This is a genomic window from Kluyvera intermedia (assembly GCF_021440345.1).
In the GTDB taxonomy this organism is placed as follows: domain Bacteria; phylum Pseudomonadota; class Gammaproteobacteria; order Enterobacterales; family Enterobacteriaceae; genus Kluyvera; species Kluyvera intermedia_A.
Map to the genome: position 1 here is coordinate 34,452 of NZ_JAKCNS010000010.1, position 18,538 is coordinate 52,989.

At 50.7% G+C, this 18,538-nt stretch carries 16 protein-coding genes; 5 read left to right on the top strand and 11 right to left on the bottom strand.

The window, feature by feature from the left end:
* Window positions 1-57 precede the first annotated feature (57 nt).
* The 3 genes from LZ634_RS02705 to LZ634_RS02715 all read right to left on the bottom strand — a co-directional run bounded on the left by LZ634_RS02705 (window position 58) and on the right by LZ634_RS02715 (window position 4,172).
* Window positions 58-894 (bottom strand): shikimate dehydrogenase family protein, encoded by an 837-nt coding sequence (locus LZ634_RS02705; protein ID WP_234502198.1) that lies wholly within the window; start codon window positions 892-894, stop codon window positions 58-60.
* The gene (locus tag LZ634_RS02710; protein ID WP_234502201.1) at window positions 884-2,230 is read right to left on the bottom strand and encodes an MFS transporter; all 1,347 of its coding nucleotides are present in this window, start codon (window positions 2,228-2,230) and stop codon (window positions 884-886) included. The genes LZ634_RS02705 and LZ634_RS02710 overlap by 11 nt, the downstream gene beginning before the upstream one ends.
* 91 nt (window positions 2,231-2,321) lie before the next feature.
* Window positions 2,322-4,172 carry a bifunctional sugar phosphate isomerase/epimerase/4-hydroxyphenylpyruvate dioxygenase family protein gene (locus LZ634_RS02715; protein WP_234502203.1) on the bottom strand — a complete coding sequence of 617 codons (1,851 nt, stop codon included), beginning with the start codon at window positions 4,170-4,172 and terminating at the stop codon, window positions 2,322-2,324.
* A 132-nt stretch (window positions 4,173-4,304) separates the two neighbouring features.
* Between LZ634_RS02715 and LZ634_RS02720 the strand changes: the two genes are divergently transcribed.
* Window positions 4,305-4,943: a TetR family transcriptional regulator gene (locus LZ634_RS02720; RefSeq protein WP_234502205.1), complete on the top strand. Its 639-nt coding sequence runs from the start codon at window positions 4,305-4,307 to the stop codon at window positions 4,941-4,943.
* A gap of 23 nt (window positions 4,944-4,966) precedes the next feature.
* Here LZ634_RS02720 and fumD read toward each other — a convergent pair whose 3' ends face one another.
* The gene (fumD, locus tag LZ634_RS02725; protein ID WP_234502245.1) at window positions 4,967-5,179 is read right to left on the bottom strand and encodes a fumarate hydratase FumD; all 213 of its coding nucleotides are present in this window, start codon (window positions 5,177-5,179) and stop codon (window positions 4,967-4,969) included.
* A 466-nt stretch (window positions 5,180-5,645) separates the two neighbouring features.
* Between fumD and pykF the strand changes: the two genes are divergently transcribed.
* A complete protein-coding gene (pykF, locus tag LZ634_RS02730; protein WP_234502215.1) occupies window positions 5,646-7,058 on the top strand; it encodes a pyruvate kinase PykF in 1,413 nt (470 codons plus the stop codon).
* Between the two features lie 310 nt (window positions 7,059-7,368).
* On the top strand, window positions 7,369-7,605 hold the full coding sequence (locus LZ634_RS02735; RefSeq protein ID WP_006118977.1) for a major outer membrane lipoprotein: 237 nt from the start codon (window positions 7,369-7,371) through the stop codon (window positions 7,603-7,605).
* Window positions 7,606-7,668: 63 nt separating this feature from the next.
* Here LZ634_RS02735 and ldtE read toward each other — a convergent pair whose 3' ends face one another.
* From ldtE to sufA, 7 genes are all read right to left on the bottom strand, one after another.
* Window positions 7,669-8,655: a L,D-transpeptidase LdtE gene (gene ldtE / locus LZ634_RS02740; protein ID WP_234502228.1), complete on the bottom strand. Its 987-nt coding sequence runs from the start codon at window positions 8,653-8,655 to the stop codon at window positions 7,669-7,671.
* Window positions 8,656-8,768: 113 nt separating this feature from the next.
* Entirely contained in the window at window positions 8,769-9,185 is a 417-nt protein-coding gene (gene sufE, locus LZ634_RS02745) for a cysteine desulfuration protein SufE (protein WP_234502229.1), read from the bottom strand.
* 13 nt (window positions 9,186-9,198) lie between these two features.
* Entirely contained in the window at window positions 9,199-10,419 is a 1,221-nt protein-coding gene (sufS, locus tag LZ634_RS02750) for a cysteine desulfurase SufS (RefSeq protein ID WP_234502230.1), read from the bottom strand.
* On the bottom strand, window positions 10,416-11,690 hold the full coding sequence (sufD, locus tag LZ634_RS02755; RefSeq protein ID WP_234502231.1) for a Fe-S cluster assembly protein SufD: 1,275 nt from the start codon (window positions 11,688-11,690) through the stop codon (window positions 10,416-10,418). Before sufD ends, sufS begins: the two co-directional genes overlap by 4 nt.
* Complete coding sequence (gene sufC / locus LZ634_RS02760; protein WP_234502232.1) at window positions 11,665-12,411, bottom strand: Fe-S cluster assembly ATPase SufC; 747 nt, start codon at window positions 12,409-12,411, stop codon at window positions 11,665-11,667. Before sufC ends, sufD begins: the two co-directional genes overlap by 26 nt.
* Window positions 12,412-12,428: 17 nt before the next feature.
* Complete coding sequence (sufB, locus tag LZ634_RS02765; RefSeq protein WP_234502233.1) at window positions 12,429-13,916, bottom strand: Fe-S cluster assembly protein SufB; 1,488 nt, start codon at window positions 13,914-13,916, stop codon at window positions 12,429-12,431.
* A 10-nt stretch (window positions 13,917-13,926) separates the two neighbouring features.
* Window positions 13,927-14,295, bottom strand: coding sequence for a Fe-S cluster assembly scaffold SufA (gene sufA, locus LZ634_RS02770; RefSeq protein ID WP_234502234.1), 369 nt, complete (start codon window positions 14,293-14,295; stop codon window positions 13,927-13,929).
* 1,352 nt (window positions 14,296-15,647) lie between these two features.
* Between sufA and dgcJ the strand changes: the two genes are divergently transcribed.
* Window positions 15,648-17,180, top strand: coding sequence for a diguanylate cyclase DgcJ (gene dgcJ / locus LZ634_RS02775; protein WP_234502242.1), 1,533 nt, complete (start codon window positions 15,648-15,650; stop codon window positions 17,178-17,180).
* 321 nt (window positions 17,181-17,501) lie between these two features.
* Window positions 17,502-18,538, top strand: a 1,037-nt coding sequence (locus LZ634_RS02780; protein WP_234502243.1) for a cache domain-containing protein, incomplete at its 3' end; no start/stop codon positions are given.

Consider the following 18,538-nt stretch of genomic DNA (forward strand, 5'->3'; position numbering starts at 1 on the left):
TGATAGCCCGAGAATAAGCGTTATGTTACTCGGGCTATTACGCTATTGACCAGTGCTTTAGTACTGGATTTCCGCCAGCGCTTTTAGCTGCTCCGGCGTCGCCACCGGCAGGTGGAAGAAATCCAGATAGGCCGGGATCATCTCAAACAGCATATCGGTCCCACGCTGTACCGGGCAGCCGCGCGCCATCGCCGCCTGCAACAGCGGCGTAAACTCCTGCTTCATCACCACTTCACCGACAAACGCACCAGGCTCGAGGCGTTCAACGTAAAACGGCAGCGGATCGCCGGGCGACATACCCAACGGCGTGGCGTTCACCACCAACGAGTGCCCCGCCGGATTGTTCGACATCACCGTCAACTTAAGCTGCGGATAATAGGTTTGTAGCCGGTCAGCCAATGCCCGTGCCGTGGACTCTCGGGCGTCATACAGCGTCAGCGCACTTACGCCTGCTGCGGCGAGTGAGGCGGCGATAGCAGACCCGACGCCCCCGCTTCCTACCACCAACGCGCGTGCGCCAGCAGTTTGAAAACCTTTACGCTGAATACCGCGCACAAAGCCGTCGCCATCGAACATATCTCCGGTGAGCGAACCGTCATTTTCCCGGCGAATAGCGTTACAGGCCCCGGCGATTTGCGCAGTGGGGCTGAGCCGGTCGACCAGCGTACAGGTCGCCACTTTATGTGGCATGGTGACGAGTGCGCCCGTAATATTGGTCAGCGAAAATAACGTCGGGATAAGCGCCGCGTAATCTTCCGGCTTAACGCCCATCGGGACGACTTTGACATCAACCTGCTGATTTTCGAACCAGGGGTTGTAGATCATCGGCGCTTTGAAGTTGGCGGTCGGATAGCCCAAATGCGCAATCAACTGCGTGTTGCCACTAATTTGCATGGGTGGCCTCCTGCTCCGGCAGATCCAGTTCAATACGCTTAACGTCGCCCAGAATAAACAGATAGGCCACCACGCCCAGCAGCGCCGCGCCGCCGATATAGATCAGCGCGTAGAAGAAGCTGCCGAAGGCCGCAACGATAAAACCAATAATCAGCGGTGTAAGGATCCCCGCGAGATTGGCGCAAAAGTTAAATAGCCCGCCGGTCAACCCGCCCAACCCTTTAGGGGCCATGTCTGAAATCAAGGTCCAGCCTAGCCCCACCATACCCTGGCCGAAGAAGGCAAATGACATCACCAGAATCACCGCCATATCGCTGTGCAACCAGTTGGCGCTGATAATGCAGCTTGCCATCAGTAGCCCTGCGATAATCGGCAGCTTGCGCCCGAGATTGGCATTGCCGGTGGCTTTCAGCAGCTTATCGGAAACCCAACCGCCAAACATCACGCCGCCCGCCGCCAGGAATGGCAGAATGGCGAAGAAACCAACCTTCAGCCACGGCATATGGCGTTCGGTCGCCAGATAGGTTGGGAACCAGGTCAGGAAGAAAACCAGTACGGTATTACCGGCAAACTGACCGATGCTGGCGCCGATAATCTGGCGTTTGCTCAGTAGCTGGCGCACCAGCGGCCAGCTAAATACTTTACGCTGCTCTGCACCGGTGCTCATGCCATCGCCGGCGGTAATGTAGTCGCGCTCCTGTTCGCTGAGATATTTATCCTCATGCGGTTCGCGATAGTGGCGCCACCAGACTAATGCAAACAAAATGCCCGCCACACCGACGGTGACAAACAGCATGCGCCAGCCAAAACCGTCCATGATCCAGAACAGCAGCGGCGCAAAACAGGCCAACCCAAGGTATTCACCGACGGTATAAACCGCCGTGGCCTTGGCACGCTCATGCTGCGGGAACCAGGCGCTCACCACTCGACTGTTCACCGGGAAGCACGGTGCTTCGCTCACTCCTAAACCAAAACGGCACAACAGCAACGTTTTCAGGCCCACGGCAAAACCGTGGAGCAGCGTGAACAGCGACCAGAAGCTCAGCGCCAGAAAATAGGTCACTTTATTGCCGAATCGGTCGAGGAACATGCCGCCGGGGATTTGCGCCAGTGCATAGGTCCAGGCAAAGGCGGAGAAGACAATCCCCATCACCGCCGCGCCAATTCCCAACTCCTGAGTGAGTTGAGGAGCCGCAATGCCCAGCACGGTGCGATCGAGATAGTTGATCATGGTGCCCACGGCGAGCAGCGCAAGAATGCCGATGCGCCGCCGGGAGCGGGGAACTGCGTTAACCGCCTCAGCGGTAGCCACGCGATTCTGGCCGAGTGAGTTCATAGTGTTTACCTGTCGTTGTCGGGTGCAGATGAATGTTTCTTGTTATGGTCTGCCCAGCGGCACTTGCGTACCGACTGGTACATTTTATCATTTACCGGTACTGCATTGCCGAAAGCCTTACCGCCGCGTTGACCGCGCCATACTGCGCGTAACCGTGACGTCTTTCGGTTAATTCAAAGAAGAAGCGCCCTTCGCTAAACGGCCAGGTGTAGCGATGCAGGAACTCCCCGCCCGTACTGTCTCGATCATAGAGAATCTGTTGACGCTGGAGGAGTTCCACCTGCACCGGCGCACCAAAGCGCGCCAGCAAATCTTCGTAGTAGTTGGCGGGTACCGGCAGCGAGAGCGATGGCGCTAGCGGTTGATTCTCCAGCAGAGCAGGAAGATCGTGACAGGCAAAGGCCGCATGCTGTAATCCTGCGCCCTGATAGCAGGCTACTGAACGAGCAATCTGCGTTGCCCGGCTTTGCGAGATATTCAACGCCAGACGGATATTGCCCTGCGGGCTTTGTACCGCCAGGCTGCGCACTAGACCGTGGGGATCGGGCATAGTCTGTTCATGTTCGAGGGTGAAGCCCAATACCGAGCGGCAAAACATCATCCAGTTGTCACGGCTGTCGGCTTCCATCCCTAAAGCCAGATGGTCAATTCCCAGCAGCGGTCCCTCGTTTGTCGAGGTTGTCAGGTTAAAATCCTGCGCGTAGATGTCCTGACTATCGTCCACCAGATACACCAGGCTACCGTCCGGTGCGCACACCGCCGGAATAGCGCTCTCATTTGGCCCCGCATCACCTTGCCAGGTGGCGTAGCCGTAAGCTTTGGCACGGGCAATAATCGGCGCGCTTTCGCTAACCCGCAGCGCCATCGCACAAAGCGAAACGCCGTGACGCTGATAGAAATGATCGGCCCAACTGTGGGGCTGATAGTTGATGACTACCCGCGCGCCACCGTTGCACCACAGCGCAACCTGTTTTGAGCGGTGCATTCCCGCCAGGTTAAATCCCATACCTTCAAGCATGGTGCTGAGCTTTTTCGCTTCTGCGGGGCTGGCGGCAAATTCAATAAACTCGGTACCGCTAAACGCCGGGAGCAAGGCTGTCTCAAACAGGTCGGCGTCGGTTTGTCCTAGCACTCGCCGCGTTTGCTCCTCCAGCCACAGCAGCGAACGGTAGCCATCTTTCGCCGTGGCGCCGTTAGGCGAGGCGCGGAAGCCATCGTTGAAGATTTCCAGCGACCACGGACCACGATAGCCAAGGCGCGTCAGTTCACGGGTAAATTCCACCAGCGGCAGTTCGCCTTGCCCCGGGAAGCAGCGGAAATGTCGGCTCCATTCGAGCACGTCCATTTTCATCAGCGGCGCATCGGCAAGCTGCAGGAAGGTGATTTTATCCATTGGCACTTCATGCAGGCGGCTCAAATCGTCGCCCAGCGCCAGGATATGGAAACTGTCGAGCACAATACCCATTGCCGGGCTGTCGACCGCTTTCACCCGCTCCCATGCCTGATACCAGTGGTTAACCTGCGTTCCCCACGCCAGCGCTTCATAACCAATCTTAATATCTTCCTGCTCGGCCAGCGTCGCCAGCGCGCGCAGATCGGCCACCTGCAAATCAAAGTCGGCGGAACAATCGGCCTGCACGTTACTGCATAGCAGCATCGTGTCACAGCCCAGTTCATGCATCAGGGCAAATTTGCGCTTGGCGCGTGCCAGGTTGGCGGCAAACTGCGTGCGGCTCGCGCCTTCAAAATCACGAAATGGCTGAAACAAGGTGATTTTTAGTCCCAGATCGTCAGCCAGCTTACGGACATCCGCTGGCGTACCGGTATAATAGAGCAAATCATTTTCGAATATCTCAACCCCCTGATAACCTGCAGCGGCTATTGCGCTCAGTTTTTCAGGCAGGGTTCCAGAAATAGACACGGTAGCAATCGAACGCAACATAGTTTCACCTGGCTTACGCGGTAACAGTTGTCTCGAATATGAATCATTTGGTTCAATGATGCCAGATTAGGTTGCTAAATTGTGATCGTTATGTGTATTTTTTGTTCCCTTGGAAAGTTAACAGGAGTTGTTATGTCGGCCGTTGATCACGATGAAGCGCAATCGCTCAAAACCCGTATTTTCGCCGCAGCGATCGCTATTTTTGCCGAGCACGGACTGGCCGGCGCCAGAATGGAACAGATAGCCGGGGAAGCCCAGACCACTAAACGCATGGTGGTTTACTACTTTAAAACCAAGGAACAGCTGTACCAGACGGTACTGCAATATGTGTATTCGCGAATCCGTGAAACGGAGCAGCAATTAGGGCTGGAGAATCAGCCACCGGTTGAAGCGCTGGTGCAGCTGGTGAAGTGGAGCGTGCGTTATCATGCCGAACACGCCGATTTTATGCGGATTATCTGTATGGAGAACATGCAGCGAGGAAAGTGGTTGCTGGCATCCGGGGATTTGAAACGCTTAAATAAGAGCGCCCTGTCGCTGCTTGAGCACATACTGCATCGCGGTCAGGAGCAAGGGATGTTTCAGCCCGCGCTGGAAGCTCGGGACGTTCACCGCTTAATTAGCAGCTTCAGCTTTTATCAGGTTTCTAACTTTTATAGTTTTAACAGCCTCTATCTGGATGGTCCGCTTCCGGACATCGATGATGAAGCACTCATCACTCACCATTGTGAACTGGCCGTGAAAGCAATTCTGCGCTTCGTCATCGCCTGATTATTCTATCTTACCGCGGGTTATCACTGCCCGGACAGTGCAGTCACCACCCTTTGCATCGCTTCACGCGTGAGCTCCGGGCGCTGGACTTTAGTATTCGCCAGCGCCGTACGGACCACTCCGGCAATCACAATATGCTTGGGCTCCTGGCCTAAATCGCGCATTTCCAGCACCACTTTTCCCACCACGCGACACATCTCCTGGTACAAAACGTCGTCTTTCGTCAGATTTCCCATCATTTACGCTCGCTAATTTCCATTAAGAATCAATTTATTATTGGTTTGTTTCGTTGATAAAGCAAATCAACATCTTACCGAGAAGAGATGGTTTTTCAGTTTGTTGCGCAATCATCTGTTACATTTTCGCCAATAGAACGTTTTTATTATGTTAATTTATTGACTTTATTTTTGAAACAGCGTTTTTATTTTCTTTTTGCTGCATAACATCGTATAATCTGCGGCGTTTCTTTCTTGAATGGTTTCAGCTCATTGGACTGCATTAATAAACGATTAAAACATCGCCTATTTCACTATGCTGAACCACTAGCACACTTTCCTCTGCACGCTTTTTTTATGTCACCTATCCTTATGTCGTGGCATAGCAATTTTCGTAACACCGGTTTGACTCCGTGGCAGTGCGCGCATGGAGCGAGAATTCAAAATCCCAATCCTTCTCAATCTCAACTTAAAGACTAAGACTGTCATGAAAAAGACCAAAATTGTTTGCACCATCGGACCAAAAACTGAATCCGAAGAAATGTTAGGCAAAATGCTTGATGCTGGCATGAACGTTATGCGTCTGAACTTCTCTCACGGTGACTATGCTGAACACGGTCAGCGCATCAAAAACCTGCGTAACGTGATGAGCAAAACCGGTAAGAAAGCCGCTATCCTGCTGGATACCAAAGGCCCAGAAATTCGTACCATCAAGCTGGAAGGCGGCAACGACGTTTCCCTGAAAGCTGGCCAGACCTTCACTTTCACCACCGACAAATCCGTTGTGGGTAACAGCGAAATCGTTGCTGTCACCTATGAAGGCTTCACCACCGACCTGACCGTAGGCAACACCGTTCTGGTTGACGATGGTCTGATCGGCATGGAAGTTACCGCTATCGAAGGTAACAAAGTTATCTGTAAAGTGCTGAACAACGGTGACCTGGGCGAAAACAAAGGCGTTAACCTGCCGGGCGTTTCTATCGCTCTGCCAGCGCTGGCTGAGAAAGACAAACAGGATCTGATCTTCGGTTGTGAGCAAGGCGTTGACTTCGTTGCGGCTTCCTTTATCCGTAAGCGTTCTGACGTTATCGAGATCCGTGAGCACCTGAAAGCTAACGGCGGCGACAACATTCAGATCATCTCCAAGATCGAAAACCAGGAAGGCCTGAACAACTTCGACGAAATCCTCGAAGCATCTGACGGTATCATGGTTGCTCGTGGTGATATGGGCGTTGAAATCCCGGTTGAAGAAGTTATTTTCGCTCAGAAAATGATCATCGAAAAATGTATCCGCGCGCGCAAAGTGGTTATCACTGCGACCCAGATGCTGGATTCCATGATCAAAAACCCACGCCCTACCCGCGCTGAAGCTGGCGACGTAGCGAACGCCATCCTCGACGGTACCGATGCAGTCATGCTGTCCGGTGAATCCGCTAAAGGTAAATACCCGCTGGAAGCTGTGACCATCATGGCTACCATCTGCGAACGTACCGACCGCGTAATGACCAGCCGTCTGGACTTCAACAACGACAGCCGTAAACTGCGTATCACCGAAGCCGTTTGCCGTGGCGCGGTTGAAACTGCAGAAAAACTGGACGCACCGCTGATCGTTGTTGCGACCCAGGGCGGTAAATCTGCTCGTGCTATCCGTAAATACTTCCCGGATGCCACCATCCTGGCTCTGACCACCAACGAAACTACCGCTCGCCAGCTGGTGCTGAGCAAAGGCGTTGTTGCACAGGTTGTCAAAGAAATCAGCTCTACCGATGATTTCTACCGTATGGGTAAAGAAGTCGCTGTAGAAAGCGGTCTGGCGCAGAAAGGCGACGTTGTAGTGATGGTTTCTGGTGCACTGGTACCAAGCGGCACCACCAATACTGCCTCCGTGCACGTACTGTAATAATTCACATAGTTGTTATAGTTTGCTTAAAAAAGCGCCCAGCGGGCGCTTTTTTTATACATCCAGATAATGCTGCTCAATAAAAATCAAATCGGATTTCACTATTTAAACTGTAACTATCTAAGATGAATCCGATGGAAGTTACCTGTTTTCACAGACTTTTTCCCTGCAAATCCTTAAAGTCGATGCTTCTTTGAGCGAACGATCAAAAATAAGGGAAAAGGGATAAAAAAATATTCTCAATATAAAAAAGTTTGTGTAATACTTGTAGCGCTACATGGAGATTAACTCAATCTAGAGGGTATTTATAATGAATCGTACTAAACTGGTACTGGGCGCGGTAATCCTGGGTTCTACTCTGCTGGCAGGTTGCTCCAGCAATGCTAAAATCGATCAGCTGTCTTCTGACGTTCAGACTCTGAACGCTAAAGTTGACCAGCTGAGCAACGACGTGAACGCAGTGCGTTCCGACGTTCAGGCTGCTAAAGACGACGCAGCACGCGCTAACCAGCGTCTGGACAACCAGGCTCACTCTTACCGTAAGTAAGAGTTCTGGTAATAAAAATGGCGCACATTGTGCGCCATTTTTTTTGCCTTCAGTTTCCCTTTCCTACTGCGTAACCTTCCCTGTAGACAGCTCACCGTTTTGTGCCGACAGCACTGGTGCCGTCGTCGTAGCCTTCGAATCAGCCATCAGAATCGGATATCCCGCCCGACGCGACAGAATTTGCTTCACCTGGGCTTCCCCTACGCTCGCCTGCTCAACGAACTGCTTAAAGGCTGGGGATAAGGTCATCTTCATGGTTTGCGTGTCCTGTGCAGCATCCTGCGACAGCGGGCGGTGTACTTCCAGATAGCGGGCGCCGTTTGGCTCTACTGAATATTTCACCGGTTCGTTAATTATCCTGACCGCCGTGCCGCTACGGACCTGGGCGAATAGCGATTTGATGTCCGGCGCATTCATACGAATACAACCGGAACTGACGCGCAGGCCAACGCTGTCCGGCGCATTGGTACCGTGAATCAAGTATTCACCGTTACCGTACGCTAACCGCAACGCAAAGAGCCCCAGCGGATTACCTGGCCCTGCCGGTATGACCGCCGGCAGCGTAACGCCGCGCTCAAGAGAACGCTTGCGGATGCCCGCCGTAGGCGTCCACGTCGGATTCGGGATTTTCTGTCCAATCCGGGTGGTCATTTCCGGCGTTTCCAACCCCTGCAAACCAATACCAATAGGATAAACCTGCACCTGCTGTTCTCCCGGTGGGAAGTAATACAGACGCAGTTCGGCAAGGTTTACCACAATACCTTCACGCGGCACATCCGGTAGCAGCATCTGCGAGGGAATCGTCACCACGGTGCCCGCTCTGGGAACCGGCGCAATGGTATTATTCGCTTCGAGGATTAACATCGCCGCGGTATCAAAGCGTCGGGCGATAGCCTGTAGGTTCTTATCCCCTTCCTGAACGGTGTAGGTTTGGTTCTGACCGATTAAACGACTGTTGGCAGGGGGTAACGGGTAGTCGACGGCCCAGGCGCTGGAAATCGCGCTGAGGGCGCTTAAAATGCTGAGTGTTAAAAGAGACGCGCGCTTCATATCTGGATTCCTTATTCATATTCACTGACAACATGCCAGAAAGCTGAACGACCAGTGGGGCGGGCAACCCGCCCGCCTTTCTTCATAACAGAATCGAAGCTGTCTTTTCTATATTAGCTAAAACTCGCCGCACGCGTGCGAATTGCGCGGATCATCGCCTCCAGCCCCTGAGAACGCGACGGTGTCAGGTGCTTTGCCAGCGCCATCTGCTCAAACCAGGGACGCACGTCAAAGGTCTGCGCATCTGCAGCGGTCATGCCATCGTAGAGGATAAACACAATGGCAATCAATCCCTTAACGATTGCCGCATCGCTATCGCCCTGCAGGGTGATTCGCCCCTGTGCGTCGCACCCCATTGCGATCCACACCTGGCTTTGACACCCCTGAATGCTGTTTTCCGCCGTATGCTGCTCCGGGCCGAGCGGCGACAGTCGTTGTCCTAACTCAATGATATAGAGATATTTCTCTTCCCAGTTGGCGCAACGGTTAAAGTTGCGCAAAAGTTTGTCTCTGTCTGGTAAAGCCGCCATCGTGGGCTCCCTGTTATCCCAGTAAACGTCGAATACGCTGTAGCCCGGCCACCAACCTGTCGACTTCCTCGACGGTGTTGTACATTGCCAATGATGCCCGGCACATAGCGGGAACTTGATAAAATGCCATGAGCGGCATCGCGCAATGGTGCCCTGTACGGACGGCAATACCGTAGTTATCGAGGAAACTCCCCACGTCGTAGGCATGGTGTTTACCGAGGTTAAACGCAATCACCCCCAGCCGGTTAGCCGGGCCGTACAGATGCAGATCGGGAACATTGGCGAGCGCATCCAGCGCATAGCGCATCAGCGTCTGTTCATACTCGCCGATGGCCGTGAGCCCTAATCCACTCACGTAGTCCAGCGCGGCGCCCAGGCCAATGATGCCTCCGGTATTCGGTGTGCCGGCTTCAAAGCGCCATGGCGCTTTCGCCCAGGTGGTACCTTCGGTCAGGCTGACGGTCGCAATCATCGAACCGCCCCCTTCCCATGGCGGCATCGCCTGAAGAATATCCGCTTTGACGTACAGCGCGCCGATGCCCGTCGGCCCGTACAGCTTATGACCAGAAAAGGTATAAAAGTCGCAATCGAGCGCCCGCACGTCAACCGGGTGATGCATGACCGCCTGCGCTCCATCCACCAGTACTTTCGCGCCGTGCTGGTGGGCCAGCGTAATCAACTCTTCCAGCGGATTTTCGGTACCCAGCACGTTCGAAACCTGCGTCACTGCCAGCAAACGCGTGCGTTCATCAAACAGCTTCGCGGCGGCTTCCAGCAGCAAGGTGCCATCGGCATTTAAGGGGATCACCCGCAGTTCGGCACCGTTTCGCGTGCAGAGCATCTGCCACGGGACAATATTAGCGTGATGCTCCATCTCCGTGATGACGATGTTATCGCCCGCTTCGACGTTGCGGGTCCCCCAACTGTTGGCCACCAGATTAATCGCTTCAGTGGTTCCACGTACAAAGACAATCTCTTCAGCGCTAGCGGCATTGAGGAAATGAGCGACCTTCTGGCGCACCTCCTCCATCCGCTGCGTCGCTTCGGCGCTGAGCGTATGGATCCCGCGATGAACCGCGGCGTAGCTGTGGCGATAAAAGGCAGCTTCCGCGTGGATCACCTGCTCCGGTTTTTGCGCGCTGGCGGCAGAATCAAGATAGGCCAGCGGCTGGCCGTTCACTTCACGCGCCAGTATCGGAAAATCGCTTCGCACCTGCTGTACGGAAAAGGTCATTGCTTACCTCCAGACAGACGCTGCCCAATCCGCGCCAGAACATACTGTTTTAGCGGTTCGAGGGGAATAGCGTCCGTGAGCCCGGCGGCAAACGCGTAGAGGATTATCTTTTTAGCTTCCTCCAGCGCCACCCCGCGCGAACGCAGATAAAAAAGTTGTTCATCATCGATGCGCCCCACGGTGGCACCGTGGCTGCACTTCACGTCATCAGCGTAGATCTCCAACTGCGGTTTGGTATCGACTTCGGACAGACGCCCCAATAGCAGGTTGTTATTGGTCATCTGCCCGTCGGTTTTAATCGCATGCGGCGCCACGGTAATGACCCCGTTAAACACGGCGCGACCTTTGTCACTGACGATAGTTTTATGCAGCTGGCGGCTATTACAGTAGCCTTTATTGTGCTCAAGCCAGGTACGAGTGTCGCACACTTCAGTGTTGACCGGCATCGACAGGCTGTTGACTCGTAGCATGCTGTTTTCGCCGTTCAGCTGCGTGCTGGTGTGGTGACGAGTGACCGCCGCCCCTAACAGGAAACTGTGGCTGAATGCCGAGGCATCGCGCCCTAAGCGCAGATCGTTATGGGCAAAATGGTAGCTCTGGGCGTTTTCAAACCCCAGCTTGAGGTGCTGAAGCTGGGCATTATCGGCGACCTCGACGGTCAAACGAGAACCCGTAAAGTGGCGCGTTTCGTTCAGGCTGACGTACTGCTCAATCACCGTGGCCTGCGCCCCGCTGTCGATTTGTAGGTGGTGGCGATAATGTGCGGTGTTCATCTCGTCGCTCGCCAGACCACGCGTGATATGCAGCAGCAAGAGCGGCTTCGCCGGATGCTGATGACGGCGTACTCTAATATGCGTCACGCTAGTCGCCAGACTTTCGGTCAGATGCAGGAAAATTTCGCCATGCACGGCTTCCGGCAACGATTGCCGCTGGTTATTCACCGTCACCTCAAAGCCGCTGTCCGTAAGGTCATCGCTTAGCCGCGCATCGAACTGTCCGTCGACAAACACCAGCCGCCAGGCATCCAGCGCCAGCGCGTGGGCATCACGGTCGGCGGCCGTCAGCGCAGGTAATGCGGGCGCCACGAATGTGCTGGTCAATAGTTTATCTAATGAGGTGTATTTCCAGTCTTCGTCTTTGCGCGACGGTAGCCCCAGCAGTTTTACCTGCTTGAGATGCTCCTGCGCCTGCGGTGAGGCCTGCCCGCCGCGCGCCTGAAACAGCGCATGCCATTGTTGCAGCGCGCTACTGCTGTTCGCTAAGCCAGCCATAGCCCTGCTCCTCCAGTTGTTTCACCAGCGTGAAGTCCCCGGATTTCACAATACGCCCCTGATACAGCACGTGGACGACATCCGGCTTGATATAGTCAAGGATCCGCTGATAGTGGGTGACGATGATAAAAGCGCGCTTACCATCGCGCAGGGAGTTCACCCCCTCGGAGACAATTTTCAAGGCATCGATATCCAGCCCGGAGTCCGTTTCATCCAGGATGCACAGCGATGGCTCCAGCACCGCCATCTGTAAAATATCGTTGCGTTTTTTCTCACCGCCGGAGAAGCCGACGTTCACCGAACGGGTCAGGAGATCCGCCGGCATCTTCAGTAGATCGATTTTCTCTTCCATCAGATCCTGAAAATCAAAGCGATCCAGCGGTTCCTGTCCGCGATGCGCGCGCACCGCGTTGAGCGCGGTTTGCAGGAAAAACTGATTGCTGACGCCAGGAATTTCCACCGGATATTGAAACGCCATAAAAATGCCTTCCCCGGCACGTTCTTCCGGCGACATCTCCAGCAGGTCTTGACCTTTGAAAGTCACTTCGCCGCCGGTCACGGTATAATCTTCACGCCCAGCAAGCGTGGCGGAGAGCGTGCTTTTCCCCGAGCCGTTCGGCCCCATGATGGCGTGAACTTCGCCCGGACGCACGTTCAGGCTCACTCCACGGAGGATTGCTTTATCATCAACCGAGACCTGTAAATCTTTGATACTCAACATATCGTTTCCCTTAATACTTAACCGACGCTGTGTTCAAGGCTGATAGCCAGTAGTTTTTGCGCTTCCACGGCGAACTCCAGCGGCAGTTCCGAGAAAACATCCTTACAAAAGCCATTCACGATCATCGAGATAGCATCATCTTCACTAATCCCGCGCTGCAGGCAGTAAAACAGCTGATCTTCGCCAATGCGCGAGGTGGTCGCCTCATGCTCCAGCTGTGCGCTGTTGTTGCGACACTCCACGTACGGGAAGGTGTGTGCGCCGCAGTCCGGGCCGATGAGCATTGAGTCGCACTGGGTGTAGTTACGCGCGTTGGTGGCGGTTGGCATGATTTTCACTAAGCCACGGTAGCTATTCTGGCTGTGTCCGGCAGAGATCCCTTTCGAGATAATGGTCGATTTGGTGTTCTTGCCGATGTGGATCATCTTGGTGCCGGTGTCGGCCTGCTGATGCCCGCTGGTTAACGCTACCGAGAAAAATTCGCCGACGGAGTTATCGCCGCGCAGAATACAGCTTGGATATTTCCAGGTGATCGCCGAGCCGGTTTCCGACTGGGTCCATGACATCTTGCTGTTTTCGCCTTCACACAGCGCGCGTTTGGTTACGAAGTTAAGGATCCCGCCGCTGTTGTTGTCACCGGGGAACCAGTTCTGCACGGTCGAGTATTTCACTTCCGCGTCTTTATGGATGATCACCTCAACCACTGCCGCATGCAGCTGGTAGCTTTCACGAACCGGCGCGGAGCAACCTTCAATGTAGCTGACGTAGCTCCCCTCATCGGCAATCAGAATCGTGCGTTCAAACTGGCCGGTCTTTTCCGCGTTAATGCGAAAATAGGTCGACAGTTCCATCGGGCAACGCACGCCTTTCGGGATATAGATGAAGGTACCGTCAGAGGCCACCGCTGCGTTTAGCGCGGCAAAGAAATTGTCGTTTTCCGGCACTACCGTACCGAGATAGCGTTTCACCAGCTCGGCGTGGTCATGAATCGCTTCACCAAAGGAGCAAAAAATAACCCCATGCTCAGCCAGTTTTTCTCGATAAGTCGTCGCGACCGAAACGGAATCAAAAATGGCGTCAACCGCCACCTCTTTGCCTTCACGTACCGGTACGCCTAGCTGATTAAAGGCGGCTTCAACTTCGTCGGTCAAAAAAATACTGGCCCCCGGCTGCTGTTGCGCACCGGGCTCCGAGGCGCAGCTATCATCGCAGTTGCCGCACGAAGGTGCTGAATAATAGCTGTAGTCCTGATAATTTAACCCGGTATAGTGCGCTTTTAACCAGTGTGGCTCTTCCATCTCCAGCCACGCATGGTAAGCCTTCAGGCGAAACTCCAGCATCCACTCCGGTTCATTGCGGCGCGCAGAGATCGCCCGCACCACCCCTTCGTTAATGCCAGTTGCCAGTTCGTCAGTTTGCAGATGGGTAAAGAACCCTTCTTTATAGTTCAGCGGGCCACCGGCCCAGGTCTGGACATCGTCAGTTGCGTCAGTATTACGCGTCATTATGTACCGCCTATACCCCGAAGCTTTCGCCGCAGCCACATTCGTTCTGCGCCTTCGGGTTATGATATTTAAACAGCTGGTTCAAGCCTTCGCGCACGTAATCCACTTCGGTGCCGTCAAGAAACGGCATGGCGCGTAAAGGGACCCACAGCTTTGCGCCGTCGAATTCAAACAGCAGATCGTCTTTATCCGGTTCACTTACCGCGTCGAGCACGTAACCAAACCCCGCACAGCCGGTTTGTTTCACCCCGAGCCGCACGCCTTGAATCCCCGACTGCTGCTCAGCCAGCGCACGAATATGCGCGGCGGCGGCAGGCGTCAGCGTTACGCCGCGCCAGGTTACGTCGTTAGGATCGAAGGTTCCTGAATGCAAATCCATAGGTCTACCTCATCAGTGAAGCCTCAAAAAGGATAACGCTATGTTAGTGATAATGATTATCACTTCAACCCGCGTCGGGTGGGGTTATTCCACGCCCGTCCCTGCAATGGGGCCTTTTTATAAGCATAGACCCTGCGCTCAGCGGTGAATGAGATAGATGTATTTTTACAATGCTTTGAAAAATAATGGATTTGTCAGGAGTGATAGGTATGTTCAGCGAGGAAGATAAAGATGCATAGCCAATGCCTATTTATTTAATTGATTTTGGCGTGTTCTGTGGTTCAAGGGGTTAGAGAGTTATCATAGGGTTAGGTCGGCACGGTATGGACGTATACGGCGTTCGTGATGCCCACAATCAGGAATGTCATTTTTCTGGTTGTCCATGGCATGAGGGCATTTGAGGACGACTATAAATAATGACTGCCCTACCTCCGCGTCTGCCACCGCCTAATCCATAAGCGCAATGACGATTAGCTGCATAATTAGCGCTACGACCAGTACCAGCACTACCATGACTACCGTTGTTGGTTCCACGTGCATTACCTCAATGTTCACCCGCAAACGGTGGATTTTTAGTGACTAAAAACATCATGCACGTTGTTAAGCACGCGCAATCCGCATCTTTTAATCCACCAGGGCCACATAAAATATCTGAGTACCAAAAGTAGTCACCGGCAGAACAATTGCAGAGAGAATAAATTTACACCTACCTTTAGCCCTCAGAAATTCCGACTTATTACAAGCGAGCTAATACCTTCATCATTAAATGTTGAATATAAGTATTAAATTAATAATTCTTTAACGACTTAATAAGTAAAGTAACGCTATGGAAATCCGAGCCGAAATCTATACGGACATACAAAAACTTACAATAGATAAAATGAATAAATTTTATTATTGCTTTAGTTAGTGAGGTTAATTAATAACATTTTTTATTATATTAACAAATCACCCCTACTTTTATAACCACCCTAACCGCCTGATTTCTCTATTCATCAAAGATAGTTTTTAAATACTTGTTATTATTTCGCACCAGAATTTGTGTGGTGATTGTTTAATAAAACTTCATCTTCCACCCTTTTAGTCAATAAATACTGCACACAGTATCAAGCGCAACCGCATTCTACGGCTTTGATTACGAACGTCAGATGATCAACGTTGTCTTTTCATTATCGTTTTACCTTCAAATGAAGGCATGCGTAGTCGTTCTGCGGGTACCGCGATACCTGAATCCCTGTATGATCTAGCCAATAAAATCAGTATTGCTGCAAATTTCACATGAGATATATTAACCAGGATGATAAACTATATAGAATCATTGTAAACGGAACTGTGCCGAAGGCCTTACTGTTGTGTTACAAAAAAAACACCTATTTGCAATAAGCATTATCATTATTCTCACAACCACTATTTTTGTGTCTGTTTTTGTTAATCAAACACAACGGTTGCGTAACTACTTAGAGTACGTTGTCGAAAATGGAAAGTCGGCGCTTTTTTTTGAAGAGTTTATCAATCAAAAGATCGCCTTCCAGCTATCAAAAGACTTTGCTGCACCACGCTCACAGGATAAAGACGAAAATTCACAAAAAGTCTGTGCGAAAATTGAAAAAGTGGGTGATATCTTAGGATTCAATCTGACCCAAAAATCCACTCAGGATATTGATGGGACACTACAAACACGAAATACAGATTGCAAAACCTGGAGTCGTGATTTACCCGCATTGGCCGATATCAATAAAACCATTTTTAGAAATGAAGGCCAATATAGTTTTTCAAACTATAACGGCTATCTCTTTAATGACATTAGATATTACATAGACCTGTCTAATGATTACATTTATATCAACAAACTTGTTGATACCAACAACTACGCATTTAATAACTGGTTAGTCGCTAATGGTCACTCAATTAATATATCAAAGAGTGCACAAACACTAGAAATAGACGATTTCGCACTTGCCGACCTGTTTAATGGCGAGAGTATCACTTCGCATATTTATGAAGATGGATATACACAGCAAAACATAATCAGCATGATTACGCCTGTTTTTGATAGAGAAAACCTGAAAGGGGTTTTCATCACTGACATCAGCATCGAAAGTTTAGCTGCCTCATTTTTCACCGCTGACAGACCGCTTCTGTGGCGCTTCCTTAACCTCTACGTAACCGATAATAATACTGGTGCAGAAATTCTCTTTCACAAACCGCAGCACTCTGCTCTGCTTACGTTAGATCATGAAGAGGAAATAACCAAGTATTATACTCTGCACGTAAAACTTGACTATTTATACATTTTAATCACCAATGGCTGGTTGATAGTTTTATACATAGTCAGCACCATCATGCTCTGTAAATACGTAAAAAACCTGTTCGTTAAGCATAATTCCCAGTCGGGACGCAATGTTCCTCATTTAATTACCGGACTCTATAATAAAGAAATATTAACACCGGCCCTGCATGAAAAAATTCAGTCATTAATTGAGCAAAATATCGCCATTACCGTTATCGCTATAGACAGCGATGGTTTGAAAGAAATTAATGATACCAGAGGGCGTCATATCGGTGACAAAGTCATTCAAAATCTTGGTACGGCATTAGCGTTATCCATCCGTAAAAGTGATTATGGAATACGGCTTGGCGGAGATAAATTCCATCTAATCCTCATTGATAACACATTACTGACTTCTCACGAAATCATCTCACGGATTCATGAGAAACTCGCCATCATCGACAGAGATAAATTGGTCGATTTCTCATATGGTTGTTACCAATTATGTCGCAACGACACCCTACAGTCAGCCTTTCTGCGAGCCGACAATCTGTTGTACCAGCACAAGCGCGACAAATACGACTACCGTCATGTGAAGCGAGAAGACCGTACCTGAGATGCTCATTGTAAAGTTTGGGTTATCCCCGGACTTTACAATGACCCCGCCGTTGAATGACTTCGCTACATACTGATCATGTTCCCTGACAGACACCGCACCCGTGGATAGACGCTCTCATCAGCCGTATTGAACGAAACCGCTGCGCCTGCAAGAGAACATGGCATGAAAACCCGCATCGTTATATCTCATAGGAAAAACCTGACGCGCTCAAAAAACAGCCAGATAAAATAATTACTTTACGTAATTAATGATTATTGAATGTTACCATGATATCATAACCATACTATTTGTAATGTTTTTCTCATTGAGACGTCCAGGATGAAGATCTACACCGCAAACAAAACAATCGCCTGCATATTTTTCGTACTGCTCATCCCTTTCATCATTGTCTGCACATATACTTATTTCTATATTGATTTCAGCAGCCAAAAAGAATTTAAAAGTACGATGTCCCGATTTACGGCCAACGCCTCTAAGGCCAATATCGAAACACCTCTCAATGAAATAAAACTAATGTTCAGAAGTTTATCTTCTAATATTGATGAGATAGATATTGAAAGATACCTGGATGGTCAGCCAACAGATTTAAACACGGTTATTCCCGCAATTACTGATTCAACCGTATTTTTTAGTAATGTTATGATCTCAAACCCAAGAGATAAATATAAAATCTATCCAAATATTGAACTCACCAAATTCTCTCCACGTTCCAGGCCATGGTATCCACTCACCGCCACCAAAGACTTCATTAGTTATTCAGAACCCTATACCTCTATTATTGATGATGTAAGTGGAACATCCAAATCAAAGAGAAAATCCATTACCGCCAGCATGAACCTTTTTAATAAACACTCTTATTTTATCGGAAATATTGCCTTTGATTTAGATTTAAAATCGATAAGCTCAACCATAAATAACAAAATCGCTCCCTACAATGGCAAGTTTCTCATCACCTCAGCTTCCGGTGATGTTGTTCTTAGTGAAAATAAAATAGAGATTCTAAGAAAAAAGATCCCTCGCTCATGGATTGAACAGGCATCTAATGTTGAAGGTGAGTTTTATGATAGCAGCGAAAAGGTTTATGTTTTTTACAGAACGTACATGAATCCCGATTGGTTTGCCTTTACCATTGTGAATGAAAGCGACTACAAAGACATCACGAGCGTTGCCAAACAAACATTCTGGATCGTGACGCTATCTTGTCTGGTGTTCTATATGATTATGGTCATTCTCGCCAAGCTATATATGGAACAAATAATTTCAAAATTATACATGGGGATCAATGGCATAGATCCGAAAAAAGACCGAATTACGATAAGTTCGATTTATGAAAACATCGGTGATGCTGCCAACTT

Coding starts and splice junctions, on each gene's coding strand:
- sufD (WP_234502231.1), bottom strand. CDS start 11,690: ATGGCTGGCTTAGCGAACAGCAGTAGCGCGCTGCAACAATGGCATGCG.
- LZ634_RS02735 (WP_006118977.1), top strand. CDS start 7,369: ATGAATCGTACTAAACTGGTACTGGGCGCGGTAATCCTGGGTTCTACT.
- LZ634_RS02710 (WP_234502201.1), bottom strand. CDS start 2,230: ATGAACTCACTCGGCCAGAATCGCGTGGCTACCGCTGAGGCGGTTAAC.
- LZ634_RS02715 (WP_234502203.1), bottom strand. CDS start 4,172: ATGTTGCGTTCGATTGCTACCGTGTCTATTTCTGGAACCCTGCCTGAA.
- sufE (WP_234502229.1), bottom strand. CDS start 9,185: ATGGCGGCTTTACCAGACAGAGACAAACTTTTGCGCAACTTTAACCGT.
- sufS (WP_234502230.1), bottom strand. CDS start 10,419: ATGACCTTTTCCGTACAGCAGGTGCGAAGCGATTTTCCGATACTGGCG.
- LZ634_RS02705 (WP_234502198.1), bottom strand. CDS start 894: ATGCAAATTAGTGGCAACACGCAGTTGATTGCGCATTTGGGCTATCCG.
- ldtE (WP_234502228.1), bottom strand. CDS start 8,655: ATGAAGCGCGCGTCTCTTTTAACACTCAGCATTTTAAGCGCCCTCAGC.
- sufC (WP_234502232.1), bottom strand. CDS start 12,411: ATGTTGAGTATCAAAGATTTACAGGTCTCGGTTGATGATAAAGCAATC.
- sufB (WP_234502233.1), bottom strand. CDS start 13,916: ATGACGCGTAATACTGACGCAACTGACGATGTCCAGACCTGGGCCGGT.
- pykF (WP_234502215.1), top strand. CDS start 5,646: ATGAAAAAGACCAAAATTGTTTGCACCATCGGACCAAAAACTGAATCC.
- fumD (WP_234502245.1), bottom strand. CDS start 5,179: ATGGGAAATCTGACGAAAGACGACGTTTTGTACCAGGAGATGTGTCGC.
- LZ634_RS02720 (WP_234502205.1), top strand. CDS start 4,305: ATGTCGGCCGTTGATCACGATGAAGCGCAATCGCTCAAAACCCGTATT.
- sufA (WP_234502234.1), bottom strand. CDS start 14,295: ATGGATTTGCATTCAGGAACCTTCGATCCTAACGACGTAACCTGGCGC.